10 protein-coding genes are annotated in these 16958 nt (G+C 72.1%); 5 read left to right on the top strand and 5 right to left on the bottom strand.

The window, feature by feature from the left end:
* The first annotated feature begins 158 nt into the window (after nucleotides 1-158).
* The 5 genes from ACFYR3_RS13470 to ACFYR3_RS13490 are packed head-to-tail and all read left to right on the top strand — an operon-like array spanning nucleotide 159 to nucleotide 6827.
* Nucleotides 159-1787 (top strand): ABC transporter substrate-binding protein, encoded by a 1629-nt coding sequence (locus ACFYR3_RS13470; RefSeq protein ID WP_389282880.1) that lies wholly within the window; start codon nucleotides 159-161, stop codon nucleotides 1785-1787.
* Nucleotides 1788-1806: 19 nt separating this feature from the next.
* Nucleotides 1807-2769: an ABC transporter permease gene (locus ACFYR3_RS13475; RefSeq protein ID WP_355845585.1), complete on the top strand. Its 963-nt coding sequence runs from the start codon at nucleotides 1807-1809 to the stop codon at nucleotides 2767-2769.
* A complete protein-coding gene (locus tag ACFYR3_RS13480; RefSeq protein WP_355845588.1) occupies nucleotides 2766-4742 on the top strand; it encodes a dipeptide/oligopeptide/nickel ABC transporter permease/ATP-binding protein in 1977 nt (658 codons plus the stop codon). The genes ACFYR3_RS13475 and ACFYR3_RS13480 overlap by 4 nt, the downstream gene beginning before the upstream one ends.
* A gap of 49 nt (nucleotides 4743-4791) precedes the next feature.
* Nucleotides 4792-5892 (top strand): oligopeptide/dipeptide ABC transporter ATP-binding protein, encoded by a 1101-nt coding sequence (locus tag ACFYR3_RS13485; RefSeq protein ID WP_389282882.1) that lies wholly within the window; start codon nucleotides 4792-4794, stop codon nucleotides 5890-5892.
* Nucleotides 5892-6827: a dihydrodipicolinate synthase family protein gene (locus ACFYR3_RS13490; RefSeq protein ID WP_389282884.1), complete on the top strand. Its 936-nt coding sequence runs from the start codon at nucleotides 5892-5894 to the stop codon at nucleotides 6825-6827. The genes ACFYR3_RS13485 and ACFYR3_RS13490 overlap by 1 nt, the downstream gene beginning before the upstream one ends.
* A gap of 43 nt (nucleotides 6828-6870) precedes the next feature.
* Here ACFYR3_RS13490 and ACFYR3_RS13495 read toward each other — a convergent pair whose 3' ends face one another.
* The 5 genes from ACFYR3_RS13495 to ACFYR3_RS13515 form a co-directional block, all read right to left on the bottom strand.
* Nucleotides 6871-8088 carry a sialidase family protein gene (locus tag ACFYR3_RS13495; protein WP_355845596.1) on the bottom strand — a complete coding sequence of 406 codons (1218 nt, stop codon included), beginning with the start codon at nucleotides 8086-8088 and terminating at the stop codon, nucleotides 6871-6873.
* A 205-nt stretch (nucleotides 8089-8293) separates the two neighbouring features.
* On the bottom strand, nucleotides 8294-8971 hold the full coding sequence (locus ACFYR3_RS13500) for a response regulator transcription factor (protein ID WP_355845599.1): 678 nt from the start codon (nucleotides 8969-8971) through the stop codon (nucleotides 8294-8296).
* On the bottom strand, nucleotides 8968-10404 hold the full coding sequence (locus ACFYR3_RS13505) for a sensor histidine kinase (RefSeq protein WP_389282886.1): 1437 nt from the start codon (nucleotides 10402-10404) through the stop codon (nucleotides 8968-8970). The genes ACFYR3_RS13500 and ACFYR3_RS13505 overlap by 4 nt, the downstream gene beginning before the upstream one ends.
* 156 nt (nucleotides 10405-10560) lie before the next feature.
* Complete coding sequence (locus ACFYR3_RS13510) at nucleotides 10561-12642, bottom strand: MMPL family transporter (protein ID WP_389282888.1); 2082 nt, start codon at nucleotides 12640-12642, stop codon at nucleotides 10561-10563.
* 95 nt (nucleotides 12643-12737) lie between these two features.
* Nucleotides 12738-16736 carry a tetratricopeptide repeat protein gene (locus tag ACFYR3_RS13515; protein WP_356781275.1) on the bottom strand — a complete coding sequence of 1333 codons (3999 nt, stop codon included), beginning with the start codon at nucleotides 16734-16736 and terminating at the stop codon, nucleotides 12738-12740.
* Nucleotides 16737-16958: the final 222 nt, after the last annotated feature.

Raw genomic sequence — 16958 nt, forward strand, 5'->3', positions numbered from 1 at the left:
TCTCCGCGCCCCCTCTTATGGTCGCGCTGCCCCCTATGACGTAGGACGTCGTATCTCCTGCTCCCCGGGCCATCGCACCGACCGCTCCACGGCATCGCACCGACCGCTCCACCGCCTCACCGGACCGCTCAACTGGACCACTCCTTGCTGGAGGAACCGTGCGCGACGTGAACCGCACTCCGGCGCTGCACCGCCGGTCGTTCCTGAAGTACACCGGGGCCCTGGGCGCGGCCGCCGCCCTCTCCTCGACCCTTGCCGCCTGCACGTCCGGGCCGGAGTCGACGAACGACACCGGCGGTTCGGGCAGCGGCCGGAACGCCACGCTGACGGCCGTGATCGGCTACGGGAACGACGGCAGCTGGGATCCGACGCAGACCGCGTCCGCCTTCTGCATGGCCGCCAACAACCATATCTACGAGGGTCTCCTCGACACCGACCCGATCTCCCGCGAGCCCTACGCCGCGCTCGCCACCCAGGTGCCCGCCGACCTCACCGGCACGTCCTGGAGGTTCACGCTGCGGGCGGGTGCCACGTTCCACGACGGGAAGCCGGTCACCGCCGACGACGTGGTCTTCGTCTTCGACCGGATACTCGACCCGAAGACCCAGACCCTCGCCAAGGGCTTCTTCGCCAGCTGGCTGAAGGAAGTCCGCAGGATCGACGCGCAGAACGTCGAGCTGGTCCTCAAGTTCCCGTTCCCCGAGGGGATCTCCCGGCTCACCCTGGCGAAGATCATGCCCAAGCACGTCTTCTCCCAGCCGGGTGCCTGGGACGACGCGATCAAGGGCAAGGCGATCGGCTCGGGCCCGTACCGGCAGACCGCGCACCACCCGAAGTCCAACACGACGTTCGAGGCGTTCACCGCCTACAACGGGCCGCGCAAGCCCGCCTTCAAGAAGATGAACTGGCTGACCATAGTGGACGCCGCGCCCCGCGTCGCGAAGATCTCCGGGGCGAGCGCAGGTGCCCAGATCGCCGACAACATCCCGTACGCCAACATCCAGCAGCTCCGCAAGGGCGGCATGACCGTCCAGGGCGGCGCGGGCATGAACAACCTGTTCCTGATGTTCAACACCCAGCACAAGCCGTTCGACGACGTACGCGTGCGCCAGGCGCTGCGCTACGCCATCGACACCGGCAAGATGGTCGAGGTCGCCCTCAGGGGGCACGGGAAGCCGTCGAGTTCCTTCCTCAACGAGGCCAATCCCTCCTACCGGCCCGCGAAGACCGTCTACTCCTACGACCCGGAGAAGGCGAAGAAGCTCCTGAAGGCGGCCGGGGTCAAGGGGCTGAAGATCGAGATCCTGTCGGTGAACGTCAGCTGGATCGTCGACTGCCTGCCGACCATCAAGGCGTCCTGGGACGCCATCGGCGTACAGACGACACTGGCCCCGCAGGAGACCACGGCCGTGTTCACCAAGATGGACCAGAAGCAGGACTACCAGGTCGTGGCCGCCGCCTCGAACCCCAACCAGTTCGGCCTCGACGCCGACCTGATCATGCACTACAACTACGGCCCCCAGAACCTCTGGATGGGCTACGCCCGTTGGGCCGGCGACCCGGTCGCCAAGCAGCTCTTCAAGGACATGGACCAGGCGACGCAGGAATCGGACGCCGACAAGAAGAAGACGATGATCCAGGACTACATCGACATCGTCGCCGAGCAGGCCGTGCTCTACCCGGTCGTGCACAACGAGCTGATGACCGCGTGGAATCCGCGCCGGCTCGCGGGGATAAGGCCACAGCCCTACCCGGGCATCAACCTGCTTCAAGCCAAGTGGGTCTAGGCGACAAGGGAGTTGATACGTGGTCGTCATCGTCAGGATCCTGCTGCGCCGCGCCCTGCTGCTCGTGCCGCTGATGCTCGGGATCGTCCTGTTCGTCTTCCTGGTGATGCGGTTCTCGGACGTCGATCCGGCGTCGGCGTTCTTCCAGGGCGCCAACCCGACCCCGCAGCAGCTGCACGACTTCCGGGAGCGGAACGGACTGCTCGATCCGCTGCCCGTGCGCTACTTCCACTTCGTGGCGGACCTGCTGCACGGCGACATGGGCACCAGCGCGCTGACCCGGGCGCCGGTCGTCGAACAGGTCACCACCGCGCTGCCGCTCACGCTCCAGCTCACCTTCCTGGGGCTCGGCATCGCGGTGGTGCTGGCGCTGCTCGGCGGGGTCACGGCCGCGATCCACCGCGACCGGCTGCCCGACCAGATCATCCGGGTGGTGTCCCTGACCGGGGTCGCCGCACCGGGCTTCTGGCTGGCCCTGCTGATGATCCAGTACCTCGCCGTCGACCAGGGCTGGTTCCCGACCGGCGGCTACATCAACCCGGCCGACTCGCTGACCGGCTGGCTGAAGACCATGGCGCTGCCCGCGCTCGCGCTGTCCCTGCCGGTCGCGGCCCAGCTCACCCGGATCGTGCGGACGTCCGTGGTCGAGGAGCTGGACAAGGACTACGTGCGCACCGCGATCGGCAGCGGGCTGCCGCCCCGGGTGGTCGTCGGCCGCAACGTCCTGCGCAACGCCCTGATGAACCCGCTCACCGTGCTGGGCCTGCGCGTGGGCTATCTGCTGGGCGGCGCTGTCGTCATCGAGACGATCTTCTCGCTGCCCGGCATGGGCAAGCTGATGATCGACGCCGTGCAGAACGGTGACCCGGCGGTCGTGCAGGGCGTCGTCCTGACCACGGCCATCGGCTTCGTGGTCGTGAACCTCGCCATCGACATCCTGTATCTGCTGGTCAACCCACGTCTGAGGGAAGCGAGCCGATGATCACGCGGAAGGATCTGGCGGGGGCCCTCGCCCGGCCCGGAATCCGACTGCGCGGCTGGCGCAGGCTGCCGCCGCTGTCGAGGATCGCGGTCTGCTTCTTGGCCGTGGTCGTGCTGACGGCATTGTTCGCCCCCCTGCTCGCGCCGCACGACCCGCTCGACCAGCAGCCGCAGGTGGACGGCACCGGGCATCCGTCGGCCGGTCACTGGATGGGGCAGGACAGTCTCGGCCGGGACATCCTCAGCCGGCTGATGTACGGGGCCCGCTGGTCGCTGGCGATCGGTCTCGGGGCCACCGCGCTCGCCCTGGTCGTGGGGGCGCTGCTCGGCGCGGTCGCCGCGACCTCGCGCAAGGCGGTCGACGAGACGCTGATGCGCTGCCTGGACGTGGTGATGGCGTTCCCCGGCATCGCGCTCGCCGCCGTGCTCGTCGCCGTGTTCGGCGGCGGCATCAACGTGTTGATCTGCGCCATCGCGTTCCTGTTCACCCCGCCCGTCGCCCGGGTCGTGCGGGCGAACGTCCTCGACCAGTACGGGGAGGACTACGTCACGGCCGAGCAGGTGATCGGCGCCCGCACCCCGCACATCGTCCTCAGGCACGTGGCCGTCAACTGCGCGGCTCCGATCCTGGTGTTCTGCACCGTGCAGGTCGCCGAGGCGATCGTGTTCGAGGCCTCGCTGTCCTTCATCGGCGCGGGCGTACGGCCCCCGGACCCGTCCTGGGGCAGTGTCATCGCCGACGGCAAGAACATGGTGCTGACCGGCGGCTGGTGGGCCACCGTCTTCCCCGGTCTGCTGATGCTGGTCACCGTGCTGTCGCTGAACATCCTCTCCGAGGGCGTCTCCGACGCGTGGGCCGCGCCGGCCGCCCGGGAGGTGTCCGTGCCCCCCGCCGAGGACCGTCTCGAAGCCCCCGAGCCGGGCAGCGGCACGGTCCTCGAACTGCCCGGTCTGGCGGAGGCCGCCGCGCGGCTGCGCTCACGGGCCCGCCCGCTCCCCTCGGGCCGGCAGCCCGTCCTCGCCGTCGAGCATCTGGCCATCGGCTTCGACAACCGGCACAGCGGTGTGGACATCGTCGACGGCATCAGCTTCGAGGTGTATCCCGGCGAAGTCCTGGGCCTGGTCGGCGAGTCGGGCTGCGGGAAGTCGCTGACGGCCCTGACCGTGATGGGCCTGGAGCCGAAGGGCGCCCGGGTCCGCGGCCACGTCCGTTTCGACCAGCGGCAGTTGATCGGCGAGCCGATGCGGGTACGGCGCCGGCTGCTGGGCCACGAGATGGCGATGGTCTACCAGGACGCGCTGTCGTCCCTGAACCCGGCGATGACGATCAGGGCGCAGCTGAAGCAGGTGATACGGCGGGGCGGCAAGCGCACGGCGGCCGAACTCCTCGCTCTGGTCGGCCTCGACCCCGAGCGCACGCTGCGCAGTTACCCCCACGAGCTCTCCGGCGGCCAGCGCCAGCGCGTCCTGATCGCGATGGCCCTGTCCCGCGAGCCCAAGCTGATCGTCGCGGACGAACCGACGACGGCCCTGGACGTGACGGTCCAGGCGCAGGTCATGGAGCTGCTGCTGCGGCTGCGGGCGGAACTGGACTTCGCGCTGATCCTCGTCTCGCACGACCTGGCGCTGATCTCGGCGGTCACCGACCGGGTGGTCGTGATGTACGGCGGCCAGATCGTGGAGACGGGGGTGACGGCGGACCTGGTGGAGTCCCCGGCGCACCACTACACGCGCGGGCTGCTGGGCAGCGTCCTGTCCCTGGAGTCGGCGGCGGAGCGCATGACGCAGATCAAGGGGGTCGTTCCCTCCCCCGCCGACTTCCCGGCCGGCTGCCGGTTCGCCGACCGGTGTCCGATGGCGAGCGAGGTGTGCCGGACGACGGCGCCGGACCTGGTCGGCCCGCACACGCACACGGCGGCCTGCCACCACCCGGCCGTCGGCCTGGTGACCACGGAGAGCGAGGCCGTGAAGTGAGGATTCCGTCTGACGTGAGGATTCCGCCGACGGCGGCCGAGGCCGTCGCATGACCGCGCCGGTGCGGGAGGCCGAGGCCCGCCGGACGGACGCGCTCGTCCGGCTCAGCGACGCGCATGTCGTCCACAAGGCGCGCAGCGGCGGTGTGTTCACCAGGGACCGGGTGTACGCCCTGACCGGCGCCGATCTCACCATCGTGCCCGGCGAGACGATCGGCGTCGTCGGCGAGTCGGGCTGCGGCAAGTCGACGCTCGCGAAGGTGCTGGTGGGGGTGCAGCGGCCGACCTCCGGCAGCGTGACCTTCCGCGGCCGTGACCTGTGGTCCATGAAGCCGGACGAGCGCCGCACGGCCGTCGGCGCCAGTACCGGCATGATCTTCCAGGACCCGTCGACGGCTCTGAACCGTCGGCTGCCCGTACGCCGGATCCTGCGCGACCCGCTGGATGTGCACCGGCGCGGCACCTCGGCCGAACGGGCCGACCGGGTGAAGGAGTTGATGTCGCTTGTCGGCCTGCCCCGGGCGCTCGCGGACGCGCTGCCCGGCCAGCTCTCCGGCGGTCAGCGCCAGCGGGTGGCGATCGCCCGCGCGCTGGCGCTGGATCCCGACCTGGTGGTGGCGGACGAGCCGACGAGCGCGCTGGACGTGTCGGTCCGCGCGCAGATCCTCAACCTCCTCCTCGATCTGAAGGAACGCCTCGGCCTGGCGCTGGTGTTCGTGTCCCACGACATCCAGACCGTGCGCCGGATGAGCGACCGGGTGATCACGATGTACCTGGGCCGGATCGTGGAGGAGTCACCGGCCGACGAGGTCACCGACGGCTCCCGTCACCCGTACACCCGGGCGCTGTTCTCGGCGACCCCGGGCCTGCTGGATCCGATCGAGCCGATTCCGCTGACCGGTCCCGTCCCCTCGGCGACGCGCCCGCCGCGCGGCTGCCCCTTCCGTACCCGGTGCTGGAAGGCGGACGGGGAGTGTGCGACCCGGATGCCGGAGTTCACGGCCGCGTCGACCCCGGGTCACCGCTTCCGGTGTCACCATCCTGTCGAGGAGGGCCGGTCGACGCGCACCCTGGTCGCGCAGGCCGAGTCCGCCGCCGAGTCCGCCGCCATGGCCGACGTTCCGTTCCAGCAGCACATCCGGGAGCCTTGATGACCTTCCCCGCCCCGCTGACCGGTGTCGTACCGCCCGTCTGCACGCCCCTGACACCGGACCGCGAGGTGGACGTCCCGTCGCTCACCAGACTGATCGACCATCTGGTGGACGGCGGGGTGCACGCCCTGTTCGTCCTCGGCTCGACGTCCGAGGTGGCCTATCTGACGGACGCGCAGCGCAGACTGGTGGTGGAGACGGCGGTGGGGCATGTCGCCGGTCAACTCCCCGTGCTGGTAGGGGCGATCGACATGACGACGCCCCGCGTCCTGGACCACGCGCACACCGCCCGCGCCGCGGGCGCGGACGCGATCGTCGTCACGGCCCCCTTCTACACGCGCACCCATCCCGCGGAGATCGCCCGCCACTTCCGCCTCGTCGCCGCCCGCGCGTCGCTCCCCGTGTTCGCGTACGACCTGCCGGCCTCGGTCCACACCAAGCTGAGCCCCGAACTGGTCCTCGAACTCGCCGCCGACGGTGTGCTGGCCGGGCTCAAGGACTCCAGCGGCGACCTCGGCGCCTTCCGTACGGTCGTCACCGGCGCTCGTATCCGCTCCGGCGTCACCGGCTTCACCGTGCTCACCGGCTCCGAGGTGGTCGTCGACTCGGCCCTGGCCCTCGGCGCGGACGGCGCGGTCCCCGGCCTGGCCAATGTGGACCCGGCGGGCTATGTACGGCTGTACGAGCTGTGCGCGGCGGGCGACTGGGAGCGGGCACGGGCGGAGCAGGAGCGGCTGTGCGAGCTGTTCGGCCTGGTGGGCGTCGGCGACCAGGCCCGGATGGGCGGCAGTTCCTCGGCCCTCGGCGCCTTCAAGGCCGCGCTGTTCCTGCGGGGCGTCATCGACTGCCCCGCGACGGCGGAACCCCAGGTGCCGCTGTCGCAGGGCGAGGTCGAGCGGGTCGGGAAGTACCTGGCCTCGGCGGGGCTGCTCTAGCCGGGGCCGGACACCGCGCTGCTCCGGTCGGGGCCGGACACCTCTACTCCAGCAGCCCGCTCACCGGCAGCCGCCTGAACTCGACGCTCTCGTACGGTCCCGTGACACCGGTCTCGTAGAGGATGCCGACCCGGGAGGCGCCGAGCTGGACGAGGTCCGAGTAGGCGGCTCGCCGGGTGGACAGGGTGGTCGCCTTCACGAAGGACGCGCCGGCGGTCGTACTGCGCCAGACGGCCATGGACTGGCGGACGGTGGGGACGGAGGGGCCCGAGAAGAGGAGAGGGGCGAGGCGGCCGGTCAGCTGGAGGACGCTGCCCTGGACGACGGGGACGTCGGTCAGGGTGGGCTGGACGGCGAAGGGGCGGTCCAGGGTTTCGGCGCCGTCGCTGGAGTAGGAGTCGAGGCGGTTGCCGGGACTGGTGCCGTTCTGGTCGCGCGAGGTGAAGTAGAGCCGCCCGTCGGGGAGTTCGGCAACCGAGCTCTCGTTGGCGTTGTCGATCCCGTCGTACGAGTCGTCGACGAAGCCGAGCCGCCAGGTGATCCCGCCGTCGTCGCTGTAGAGCGCGTGCGCTCCGTAGTACTTGGGCTCCTGACCGGTGTCGGCGGACCCGGTGGGCGGGGCGGCGGAGTGGTTGGCGGGCACGACCAGGCGCCCGGCGTGCGGTCCGTGGCGCAGGGCGATCGCGTGGCCGGGGCCGGTGGCGTACCAGCGCCAGCCCGGCAGCTTCGTCTGGGCCGTGATGTCCCGCGGGGCGGAGAAGTGCCGCCCGTCGTCCCGGCTGGTCTGGACGAAGACGCGTCGGCTCTGCTCCGCCGTGACCTCGCCCCGCATGATCTGCGCCTCGGTCACCGCGCCGCTGTTGTAGGACGTGAGCAGGACGATCCGGCCGGTCCTGGGGTCCACCACCGGCGCCGGGTTGCCGCGGGTGTCGCCGCCGCCGGACGCGACGACGCGGAGCGGGCTCCAGGTGCAGCCGCCGTCGAACGACCGTCTGAGGACGACGTCGATGTTCCCGGTGTCACCGGCGCCGCTGTGCCGCCCCTCGGCGAAGGCGAGCAGCGTGCCGGCCCGGGTCATGACGGTCGCGGGGATGCGGTAGGTGTCGTAGCCCTCCTGGCCCGCTGTGTACGGGACGGAGGAGGTGCAGCCCCCGCCGGTGAGGGGCGAGGCAGAGGCGGTGCCGGTGGCGGCGAGGGTGGTGAGGCTGGTGAGGAGTCCGGCGGTGGCTGCGAACGCGAGCATGCGGCTCATGCTGGTCATGGCACTCCCTGGACTGCGTCAACTGCATCGGACATGGAACGTGGGACGTGGGATGTCCCGTGAACCTAATCTGCCCCGGGCGCCACAGCAATACCCGTGCTTTCACGACGTGGTGATGAAACGTCAGTTCGTTCTGACGGAACGTCAGGCGTGTCGGGTACGGCAGTTCCGCCCGGTACGGCAGGTACGTCGGGCGGACACCGGGTCAGGCCCCGCCCGCGTCTCCCGGGGTCACCAGGCCCGACTCGTACGCCACGATGACGAGCTGGGTCCGGTCGCGGGCGCCCAGCTTGCCCATGATGCGGCTGACATGGGTCTTCGCGGTGAGCGGGCTGAGCCCCAACGCAGCCGCGATCTCGGTGTTGTTGAGGCCGCGAGCGACCAGGGTGAGCACCTCGCGCTCGCGCTCGGAGAGCGCCTCGGGGCCGCCCGCCGTGAGCGCGGGAACCGACGGCGTGCGCAGGAAGCGGGCGACCAGCCGGGCGGTGGGGCCCGGTGAGAGCAGCGCGTCCCCGGCGGCCACCGTGCGGATCGCGTCGAGGAGTTCGGCGGGCCGGGTGTCCTTCACCAGGAAGCCGGAGGCGCCCGCGCGCAGCGCCTCCACGATGTGCTCGTCGGTGTCGTAGGTGGTGAGCACGAGCACCCTGACCCCGGCCAGGTTCTCGTCGGCCGCGATGAGCCGGGTCGCCTCGATGCCGTCCAGGTCGGGCATGCGGATGTCCATCACGATCAGGTCGGCCCGCTCGGTGCGGGCCAGCTCGACGGCCTCCCGCCCGGTGGCCGCCTGTCCGACCACCTCCATGTCCCGCGCCGACTCCACGAGCATGGCGAACGCGGCCCGCACGAGGTTCTGGTCATCGGCGAGGACCACACGGATGGTCATCGGGTCTCACCCCCTCCGGGCTCGGACACGGCCACGGAATCGGGCCCGGGACGGCGTACGTCATCGGCGGCCCGGACGGGACCGGACGCACGTACGGGATCGGAGTCACGTACAGGACCGGACTCACGTCCGGCTTCGGAATCGCGTACGGGATCGGAAGCGCCCGGCGCTCCGAGCCGGTCCTCGCCGTCCGTCGCCGTCTTCCGCTCCCCCGCCGTCCGCTGTTCCGGCAGCATCGTGCGCAGGGGCAGTACCGCCACCACCGCGAATCCGCCCCCTTCCCACGTCCCGGTCTCCACCGTGCCGCCCACGCTACGAGCCCGCTCCCGCATCCCCACCAGGCCGAAACCGGGCGGACCGCCCGCGTCGCCGATGCCGTCGTCCGTGACCGTCACGCGCAGCGCCCAGCCGTCCGTGCTCAGATCCACGCGGACGCTCACCCCGGGGCCCGCGTGCCGTACGGCGTTGGTCAGCGCCTCCTGGACGATGCGATAGCCGGCGGCGCCCACGGCGGAGGGAACGCCGTCCGCCCGTAGCGCGGCCGGCGTCTCCACCCTGGCGCCCGCCGAACGGGCCGCCGCCACCAGATCGGGTACCCCGTCGAGGCCGGGCAGCGGCCCCCGCCCGTCGCTGCCGCCGTGCTCGGAGTCGCGCAGCACCTCCAGCGTGGTCCGCAGTTCGCCGCGCGCGCTCCGGCAGGTCTCGGAGATGTCTTCGAGGGCTTTGGCGACGGCCTTACGGTCGAGGCGGTCGGGGTCGGCGGCCAGCACGTGCGCGGCGACGGAGGTCTGCACGCCGATCAGGGTGATGCTGTGGGCGAGCAGATCGTGCAGGTCCCGGGCGATGCGCAGTCGTTCCTCGGCGACCCGGCGGCGGGCCTCCTCCTCACGGGTGCGTTCGGCGCGCTCGGCGCGTTCGACGACCGAGGCGAAGTACTGCCTGTGCACCCGGACGCACACGCCGAGAACGATGAACGAGACGATCCAGCCGGTGACGCGCAGCGCCTGGGTGCCCTCGGCGGTGCCCTGCCCGAACTTGACCACGAGCATGATCCCGACGACCCCGGTGCCGATGACCAGGGAGCGCAGCGGGCGCCCGGTGGCGGCGACGGTGAACAGCGCGGTCATCGAGACGAGCAGCGGCGCGTTGTGGTTGAAGTCGAGTGCGTGGTACGGGGCGACGCAGGCGACGAGCGCGAGGAACGCGGCGAGCGGGGCGCGCCGCCGCCAGATCACCGGGATGTGCGCGGCGATCAGCAGGCTCCAGCCGAGCGCGTCCGTTCGCCGGCCGTCGGCGTGCACGGTGAGGGCCACGGTGATGTCGAGGATCAGCAGCACGCCGGCGAGCAGCGCGTCCTGGCGCAGGACCCGCGCCGGGGCGGCGTTCACCCGGTTTCCGAGGCCGGTGAGGTTCAGCATGCGTTTGACGTCCACCGCTTCGTCCTCCGTGAGGGGGCGCCCCTCCGGGAGGGAGGGGCGCCCGATGTCCGTTGTGTGCGCAGGGGGCTGCCGGGCTGCCGGGCTGCCGGGCTGCCGGGCTGCCGGGCTGCCGGGCTGCCGGGCTGCCGGGCTGCCGGGCTGCCGGGCTGCTCAGCCTACGGCGACGGGCTCCTGCTTCCCGGCCGTCTCGGTGTCCGGCTTGTGCGAGAGGCCGCCCGGCCACCACATCCTCCGTCCCAGTGCCACGCTCGCGCTGGTCACCAGGTAGGTACGGACGAGGAAGGTGTCGAGCAGCACACCGACCGAGATGACGAAGCCGAGCTCGACGAGCTGGAGGAGCCCCATGTTCGTGAGCACCGCGAAGGTGGCCGCGAGGACGAGGCCGGCCGAGGCGATCACGCCTCCCGTGGTGCGCAGCGCGGTGAGCGCGGCGGTGGCGGGCTCGGCACCGGAGAGGGATTCCTCCCGCATCCGGTGCATGAGGAAGATCCCGTAGTCGACGCCGAGGGCGACCAGGAACACGAAGGACAGCAGACCGAGGCCGGGATCCGTCCCCTCGAACCCGAGCAGCGGGCCGAAGACGAAGCCGCCGATGCCGAGCGCCGCTCCCCACACCGCGATGACGGCGGCGACGAGCAGCAGCGGGGCGACGAGGGAGCGCAGCAGCAGGACCAGGATCAGCAGCACCGAGACGAGGACGATCGGTACGACGACGAGCCGGTCGCGGGCGTCGGTGTCCTGGAGGTCGATCTGCTGGGCGCTCGGGCCACCGACGTACGATCCGCCGAGGTCCGCCCGCAGGGCCTTGATCGTGGCGGTCTCGGCCGCCGACTGGGGGGCGCCGCGCGCGATGACGGAGATCTCCGTCCAGCCCCCGCCGCTGCGTCCGCGTTCGGCGCTCGCGACACCGGCGTGAGCGCGCACCGAGGCCAGCGTCGTGTCCATCCGCCCGGTGGGGGTGATCACGGTGATCGGCTGGGTGCCCCGCCCCGGGTAGGCGCGGGCGAGGGTCTCCATCGCGGCGACGGAGTCGGGCCGGTGGGCGAAGGAGTCCTGCTGCTTCAGCGGGCCGGGCAGGTTCAGCGCGCCGAGGGCGAGCGCCCCGAGCAGGACGGCTCCACCGGCGAGGACGACGAGCGGCCGACGGCCGGCGGAGGACCCCATCGCGGAGAACAGGCTCCGCCGCTGCTTGGGCTCGGTGCCGTAGGCGGGGACGAGCGGCCAGAACACCCGCCGCCCGAGCAGGACGAGTACGGCGGGCAGCAGGGTCAGCATGGCGACCAGGGCGCAGAGCACGCCCACGGTGCCCGTCGGGCCCATGCCCCGGCTGCTGTTGAGGTCGGCGGCGAGCAGGCACAGCAGTCCGGCGGCGACGGTGCCGGAGGAGGCGAGCACGGCGGGTCCGCAGCCGCGCAGGGCCTCCTTCATGGCGTCGTAGGGCCGTTCCACGCGCCGCAGTTCCTCCCGGTACCGGGAGATGATCAGCAGGGCGTAGTCGGTGCCGGCGCCGAAGACGAGGATCGTCATCACGCCCGAGCTCTGGCCGGAGACGCTGGTGCCGAACGCCTGGTGGAGTCCGTAGGCGACGCCCATCGACAGATAGTCGGCGACGCCCGCGACGGCGAGCGGCACGAGCCACAGCAGCGGGCTGCGGTAGATGAGGATCAGCAGGATCGCCACGACGGCGACGGTGGTGTAGAGCAGCGGTCCGCCGAGCGAGTTGTAGACCTCGCCGGCGTCGGTGGCCAGTGCGCCGGGCCCGCCGACGACGACGCTCATCCCGTCGGTTCCCCGGGCGACATCGCGTACGTCGTTCACGAACGCGTCGCGCTTCTTCTCGTCGGTGCCGGGCGCGGTACTGGCGACCGCGTACATCAGCGTGCTGCCGTCGGGGGACGGCACGGCCTCGGGGGTGCCGGTGAGCGGGTTCGCCCGGGTGATCGCGGCGACCTGGCGGGCCGCGGTGTCCCGGTCGGCGGAGCGGAGGCCCCCGTCGCGGTGGTAGACGAGCACCAGCTGGGTCGCCTCCCCGCCGGGCAGCCGGTCCTCGGTCTTCGCGACCCGCGTGGAGTCCGCGCTCGACGGCAGATAGTCGACGGCACGGTCGTGCTGCACGTCCGAGAGCTTCGCCGCGAACGGCCCGACTGCGGCCAGCAGCCCGATCCACAGGGCGAGCACCGCCCACGGCACGGCCCGCCACCGCACCCGCGTACTTGTTTCTCCGGCCCCCATGGACAGGGACCTCCCTTCGGTACGGATGTCTGCTTACGGATCCAGACTTCCGGGGCGGGAGGCGCCTTTCGTCGGGCGCAAGGGCGAGCCGGACCCTACTGCGCCGGGTGGCCCACGGCTGCCACTACTCCCCGGGGAGTACTCCGGCGGTAGGCGTCCAGCGCCGTCCGCGGGTGGCCGGTGGCCAGCGCGAGGAGGGCGAACTTACGGGTTCCCCTGCGGACGTCGGGGTGGTCCGGGCCGAGAATGCGCCGGCCCACGTCGAACACGGGCACGCACAGGCGGTGGGCGCGGCGGGGATGGCCGGACCAGAGGACGGCGTACGCGTGGGCCAGGCGCCGGTACCAGGTGAGGGGGTGATCGGGGCCGTGGACACGGGCGGAGTCGGCGACGAGTTCCGCGTGGGCAGTCACGGCTCCGCGGACGCGGCCGGTCAGACGCAGGGCGTTGGCCTCCACCTGGCGGGCGCCGAGCGTCTGACCATGATCGGCGCCGTACAGCCTTTGGTGGGCGACGACGTTGGTCCGGTAGACGGCGAGCGACCGGCCCAGTCTGCCGGTGGCACGCAGGCTCCCTGCCAGGAACCAGCGCTGCTCCAGTGTCACCGGGTGGTCGGGGCCGTGCAGGCGGAGCACGGTGTCCATCAGCCGGCGCTGCACACGGGCACACCTCCACACCAGCCCGACCGACCAGTAGGCGCCTCCGAGGCGTCGGTGCGCAAGGATGCTCTCCGCACTGTCCGGACCGGTCCTGGCGACCGCGAGGGCCAGGACCCGGCGGCGCAGCCGGAGCGCCTTGAATCGGCGGTTGGCCCTGCGGCAGTCGTCCGCCATGTCGTCCAGCAACTCGACGGTGTACGGGTGTTCCGCTCCGAGCGCGCGCACATAGTCGGCGTACAGGGCGCGCCGCAGCCGGAGCGCCTGCCGGCTCCTCCCGGATCGTCGCACGGCGTCGGCCCGCTCGGAACGCACCACCAGGGTCCAATGGTGCTGCTCACCATAGAACTCCCGGTAATCCTCGACCACTTGCGTGAGCGTCGCCAGCCACTCCGGTACGCGGTAGGCGGACGCGTAGGCGCCGGCCAGTCGGCGCCGCATGACGATGGTGTGGCGGTGCCCGGCGCCCATGCGCCGCTCCACCGCGGCCAGCGCTTCGCGGTAGCGCGGCAGGGCACTGTCGAAGTCCTTGAGCCACAGCTCGGCTTCACCGAGGGCGACGGACGCCCACGGGACGGCGCCGTCGTCGGCCCCGTGCTGGGCGATGCGTTCCTCCAGGGCGCGGGCCCGCAGGTCCCGGGCCTCCTGCCAGCGCGCCTGCCGCAGCAGCACCGTGGCCAGCACGTCATCGGCACGGAACAGCAGAGGATGTCTGGCCCCCAGCCGGCGCGCGATCTCCTCGCGCGTCTCCTGGAGCAGGGCCTCGGCCTCCCCGTACCGCGCGGCCCGGCTCAGGGCACGGGCCAGGTCGATCCGGCAGCCCAGCGTCCACGGGTGCCCTGGACCGTGCACGCGCAGGGCGTCCGCCAGGGACTGCCGCGCCGCGTCGAGCGCCTCGGCGTGCTGTTCCGCTTCGCCGCAGGCTGAGGCATACGAACTGCGGACGCGCAGAGTGGCGGTGTCGTCGGCGCCCAGCGACTGTTCGTAGTCCGCGAGGAGCTGCCCGGTCTGTTCATGTGCCTCGCGGTACCTCGCCGCGTTCCCCAGTGCGCGCACGACCGACCTGCGGGCTCCGAGGACATCGGGGTGGTCGGGCCCGTGCAGGGAGGTCAGGTCGTCGACGTTCCTGCGCAGTTCCGTCAGGGCCTCGTCGTAACGCTCGAACTGCGTCAGGCAGTTCGCGTACGTCTCCCGTACGGTCGCGACGGACTGCGGATCGTCGGTGAAGAGCCGTTCCACGTCCCTCAGCGCACGGGCGGCGACGTCCAGCGCCTCGTCGTACAGTCCGGCGGACATGCAGTTCCAGGCCAGCCGGTTCCTGATCCACAAGCTCTCCGACGCGTCCGGGCCCTCGCCCGCCTCCCGCTCCGCCAGCAGCCGGCGCAGCAGCGCCGCGCCCTCGGCGGCCCGCCCCGCGGAGTCGTAGAAGTCCGCGAGGCGGCTCACCTCGTCGGCGTTTCGGAACGGGTCGACCGCGTCCGCCGGCATCAGCCGCGCGCGCAGGGACTCCGACACGGCGAACCCCTCCGAAAGCCGGCCCGCCGAGGCGTAGACCTCCGCGAGGTCACCCTGCGCGTTGAGGGTGTCGGTGTGGTCCGGCCCGTTGAGCCGCTCCACGTCCTCGGCCAGGGCCTCGAACATGGCCACGGCCAGATCGAAGTGCCCCGCCCAGCGGTGCGCCCAGGCCAGCGCGGCGCGGGCGGCGAGCGTCTCCTCGGCGTCGCGGCCGTGGCTCTGTTCGTACAGGTCGAGAAGCCGTCGGCGGACCGTGACGACGCCTTCGGCGCGACCGGCCCGTTCCCGGACGAGAGCCAGAGACCTCAGTGCGGTGAGCACCGCCTCGGACCCGGTCCCCAGGGCCGTCTCCAGGCAAAGCAGGGTCTCTTCGGCGGCGTCGAGGGCGCGGACGGACTCCCCGACCTCGTACAGGTATCGGGCCATCCAGCCGCGCAGCCCGGCGAGCCGGGTCGTGCAGGCCTCGTCGAGCGTGGTGAGAGCGATGACGGTGGCATTCCACAGTGCGTCGATCTGGTCGGCCAGCGGACCTCCCTCCTCCCGCCGGTCCCATGCCTCAGCGAGGTCGAACACCTCCTCCACCAGGCACTCCCCCACCGTCGCCGCCGCCCCGGCGAGCGTCTCCTCGGCCCGCGCCCGGTCCTGGAGCACCCGCTGGGTGAGCCGGTGCACGGCCACACTGTCGGTGCCCATCCGGGTGGCCAGCGAGGCCTCGACCAGGCGGCCGACGGCGCGGTCGGCGGCCGGGGAGGAGTCCGGGGCGTGGCATCGGGCGACCGCGTGCAGCAGGGGATGCGGCACGCCCGAGGGAGACAGCAGGGCGAGGGCGTCCAGCAGCGGCCTCACCAGCCCGGTGTCGTCGTGCGACTCCACCTGCTGGACGGACAGGAGCACGGCCTCGGCCATCCGGTGCGGATACCGCTCGCCGGGGACGGCGGCCAGCAGCTGGGCCACCGGCATCGTCCGCAGCCGGCTCAGACACCCGCCGTACCCGATGTGCTCACTCCTGATCACGGCTGCGGACTGGGCCAGGGCGACGGGCAACCGCCCCAGTTCCTCGGCGAGTTCACGGGCGCCCGCCGGGTCGTCGAGCCCGGTGCGTTCCTGGAGGAAGGACAGCGCCTCCTCCGGGCTGAAGACCCCCACGTCGACCTGTCCGCCCACCGCGATGTGCCCGAAGGCCCGCGAGGTGGTCGTGACCACCACCTCGGCCCGGCCCACGGTGGGCAGCCAGCCGGCGACCTCGTCCGGGTCGGTGGCGTTGTCCACGACCAACAGGCACCGCTCGTCGCTTCGGCCGATCCAGGTCAACGCCGCACGCGCCGAGGTCTCCGCCTCCTCACCGGACGCGCGCACGCCGAGCTGGGCCGCCAACTCGGCCAGCCCGGAGACCAGTTGCCCCCGGGTCTCGCCGTTGATCCAGGCGATGACCGGCCACTCGTCCTCGATCCGCAGACGGGCGTAGGCGGCGGCGAGCTGGGTCTTGCCCACGCCGCGGGTGCCGGTCACCGTGCGGACGACGGCCAGGCGATGGCCGGCCGCGGTCCGGGCGAGTTCGGCGACGAGGTCCTCACGCGGCTGGAAACCGACGGGACGTCGCGGCAGGTCGCCCATGCGGACGACGGTTCCCACGGGCCGGGCGGGGTGTCCGTTCGCGGTGACGGAGATGGTCGAGTGGGCGAAGTCGAGGCGGACCGGGGCGTCCGCGGCCGGGGCGGGTTCGGAGCGGTGGGTGGCGTACCAGGCGCTCCACGCGGTGATCGCGGCGGCGACGACCGTGCCGGCACCGGCGGCGACCGAGGCGCGGTCGCCCTCCGCGGCGGGCAGCAGGGGCAGCCCGGCGGCGAAGAAGACCACGAAGGTGGCGCCGAAGCCGACGAGAGCCAGCCCGATCGCCACCGCCCAGCGCACTCCCGCCCGCATGCCGCTCCCCCCTTCAGCGCACGGAGCAATTGTGCGGGAGGGCGGGCGGCTCAGGAAGTGGATCGGGCGGACCCGGGCCGGGACTTGAGCCCGGGCGTCGCACCGGCGTTGCACCCACGGGTTACTCACGGCGACGAGGCCCAGGTGGCTCACGGCAGCCGGGGCACGGACGACTCACGACGACAAGCGCACGGGCAGCTCACGGCGACCAGGGCGCGGGCG

Origin of the sequence: Streptomyces sp. NPDC005784 (assembly GCF_042871525.1) — a bacterium.
Lineage (GTDB): Bacteria > Actinomycetota > Actinomycetes > Streptomycetales > Streptomycetaceae > Streptomyces.